This window comes from Proteiniphilum sp. UBA5384 (assembly GCF_002410825.1).
Classification (GTDB): domain Bacteria; phylum Bacteroidota; class Bacteroidia; order Bacteroidales; family Dysgonomonadaceae; genus Proteiniphilum.
This window is the reverse complement of record NZ_DHOS01000072.1, coordinates 1-2,756: the sequence shown is the minus strand read 5'-3', so window position 1 is coordinate 2,756 and position 2,756 is coordinate 1. Positions and strand designations below refer to the sequence as shown.

The 2,756-nt window shown below is 43.3% G+C and carries 2 protein-coding genes; both read left to right on the top strand.

Annotated features, from left to right (window positions below; translation table 11 throughout):
- The first annotated feature begins 90 nt into the window (after nucleotides 1-90).
- Nucleotides 91-1,275, top strand: coding sequence for a M20 metallopeptidase family protein (locus B4G81_RS14060; RefSeq protein WP_294083583.1), 1,185 nt, complete (start codon nucleotides 91-93; stop codon nucleotides 1,273-1,275).
- 121 nt (nucleotides 1,276-1,396) lie between these two features.
- On the top strand, nucleotides 1,397-2,756 hold a 1,360-nt coding region (locus B4G81_RS14055), incomplete at its 3' end, for a mandelate racemase/muconate lactonizing enzyme family protein (RefSeq protein ID WP_294083581.1).

The window sequence follows — 2,756 nt, the reverse complement described above, 5'->3', positions numbered from 1 at the left end:
CCGGGTAATTAGCCAGTATCCTCATTTGGTGGATGACATTTTTGTAAAAGAATTTCTTTTGAACGACAGTAAAGGCTGATTTTTTACGGTATGGAATTGAAGGAGACTATTCAATCGATTGCTTCGGATATCAGGGAAGAGATTATCGGTGTTAGAAGGCATCTTCATCAGTATCCCGAACTCTCTTTCCATGAAGTTCAAACTTCCGCTTATATCAAGAAGAAGCTGGATGAGATGGGGATCTTGTGGCATCCTGTTGCCGGAACGGGGGTGCTTGCCACAATTAAGGGAACGCTTGGTGCCGGTAAGGTAATTGCGCTTCGTGCCGATATAGATGCCCTGGCCATAGAAGATAAGAAAGAAACTGAATATCGATCTAAAAACAAAGGGGTAATGCATGCGTGTGGGCACGACGTGCATACCTCTATATTGCTAGGCGTTGCGCAAATTTTGAAAGCGATGGAATATCGGTTTAACGGAACGGTGAAACTGATATTCCAACCTGCTGAAGAGATCCTTCCCGGGGGTGCTGCCAGAGTGATCGGTGAAGGGGCGTTAACCGATCCTGATGTTAATCTCATAATCGGGCAGCATGTGATGCCTACTTTGTCTGCCGGGAAGGTGGGGATAAGAAGAGGTAAATTCATGGCCTCGATGGACGAAATATCAATCACCATAAAAGGAAAAGGCGGACACGGTGCTCAGCCCCACCTGATTATTGATCCTGTTCTGGCAGCTTCCTCGGTGATCGTTATACTCCAGCAATTGATAAGCCGGAAAAATAATCCGGCTATCCCGTCCGTTTTATCTTTTGGCAAATTTCAAGCAAACGGGACCATAAATATTATTCCTGATGAAATACTGTTAGAAGGTACGTTTCGGACAATGGATGAGAAATGGAGGCAAAAAGCGCTGCAAGAGATACGTCAATTAACAGAATCTGTGACAGAAGGTCTGGGATGCACTTGTGAAGTCAATATAAGAAACGGGTATCCCTCGTTATACAATCCCGCCTCCGTAGTTGAAACAATTGAGAAGTTCATGGAGGAATATCTTGGAAAACAACAGGTTGAGGAATGTGACATATGGATGGCTTCAGAAGATTTCTCTTATTATTCTGAAGTTGTTGATTCATTTTTTTATTTGCTTGGAGTAGGGGAAGAGGGTAGGGAATCTTTGTCGCTTCACACCTCTGTGTTCGATATCAATGAAAACGCTGTGGAAACGGGAATGGGGCTAATGGCGTATATTGTTTTGAAGTACCTTGATGTTTGACGTTTTTTGAGATAAGAAATGCGCAAACTGCTGCTTTATGAATTAACGGTTCTTTAATTTTGTGACAGAGTGTTTTACTTACATTGCATAAAGCTTATCTAATGTTAAATGATATAAAAGTATGATGGATGAGCCGGGTCGTCGCCAATTTCTTAGAAAAAGTATTTTGTCGTTAGGAAGCTTATTCCTTTATGAACCTTCTTTTTTCAGTATGGATACCAGAGCTGCACGTTTTAATAATAATTTCTACCCTGAAGGAAAAACACGCTCAAAATCAATCCGGATTGAAAGCGTAGATTCATATTTTGAAAGGGAACCGTTGATTTCACCCTTCGGCTTTAAGGGAGGGTATCTGTCGGAATTGTGGCAGCCTGTCAGCTACCTGAGGGCTGATTCCGGAAATCATGCAATCGGTCTTGGAACACAGAGTGTATTGTGGTCCGATGCCGGGATTTTCTCCTCATACTCCGAAAGTGGAGGCAATGCATTGATGTATTTGCTTACTGAGCGTGCTCTCCAGATGCTTAAGAATACATCTTATACATCCCCCGTCGACCTGATTGACGCCCTTTATTCGGAGATCTATCAATACGGAATCAGAATCACCGGCAACTCCTCTTTGCGCAAAACTTTTGCTCTCAATGCTCTGGTTTCGGTAGATAATGCCCTCTGGCTCCTTTATGCCAAAGAAAATGGCATCCGTAACTTTGACCAATTGATTCCCCGTGAATATAGTTCCGCTTTTTCGGAAAAACACGAGAGGGTAGCGGCCATTCCATTGATCTCTTATAATGTGAATACTTTGGATATCCGTTCACAAGTACAGCAAGGCTATTTCTTTATGAAGATCAAAATCGGACAAGCAGGAAGCCAGCAGGAAATGCTGCAAAAAGATACGGAGCGCCTAACGGAAATACACAACGTACTCAAAGATATCCGGACTCCATACACCCAGTCGGGAAAGATTCCTTATTATTTTGATGCCAATGGACGTTATGAGGAAAAAGAAACCTTTTTGAGGTTTCTGGACCATGCTAAAAAGATCGGAGCATTTGATCAGATTGCTATCGTTGAAGAACCGTTTCCTGAAAATTGCGAGATGGATGTTTCGGATATTCCTGTACGCCTTGCTGCCGATGAGACAGCCCATACCGAAGCCGACACTGTACAGCGCATTGCAATGGGCTATAAAGCTGTAGCACTAAAGCCCATTGCAAAAACACTGAGTATGACGATGAAGATTGCTAAAGCCGCTTCAGATCGTTCCATCCCCTGCTTCTGTGCAGATTTGACAGTCAATCCTGTTTTGGTAGAATGGAACAAAAATGTGGCCGCACGGCTGAAACCTTTTCCAGGTTTGGATCAGATCGGCCTGATGGAAAGCAACGGACACCAGAATTATGTTAATTGGCGTTCCATGGAACAAAGAACCCCCTTCTACAAAGAACCGTGGCGACAGATGGAAAAGGGGTTTTATCATA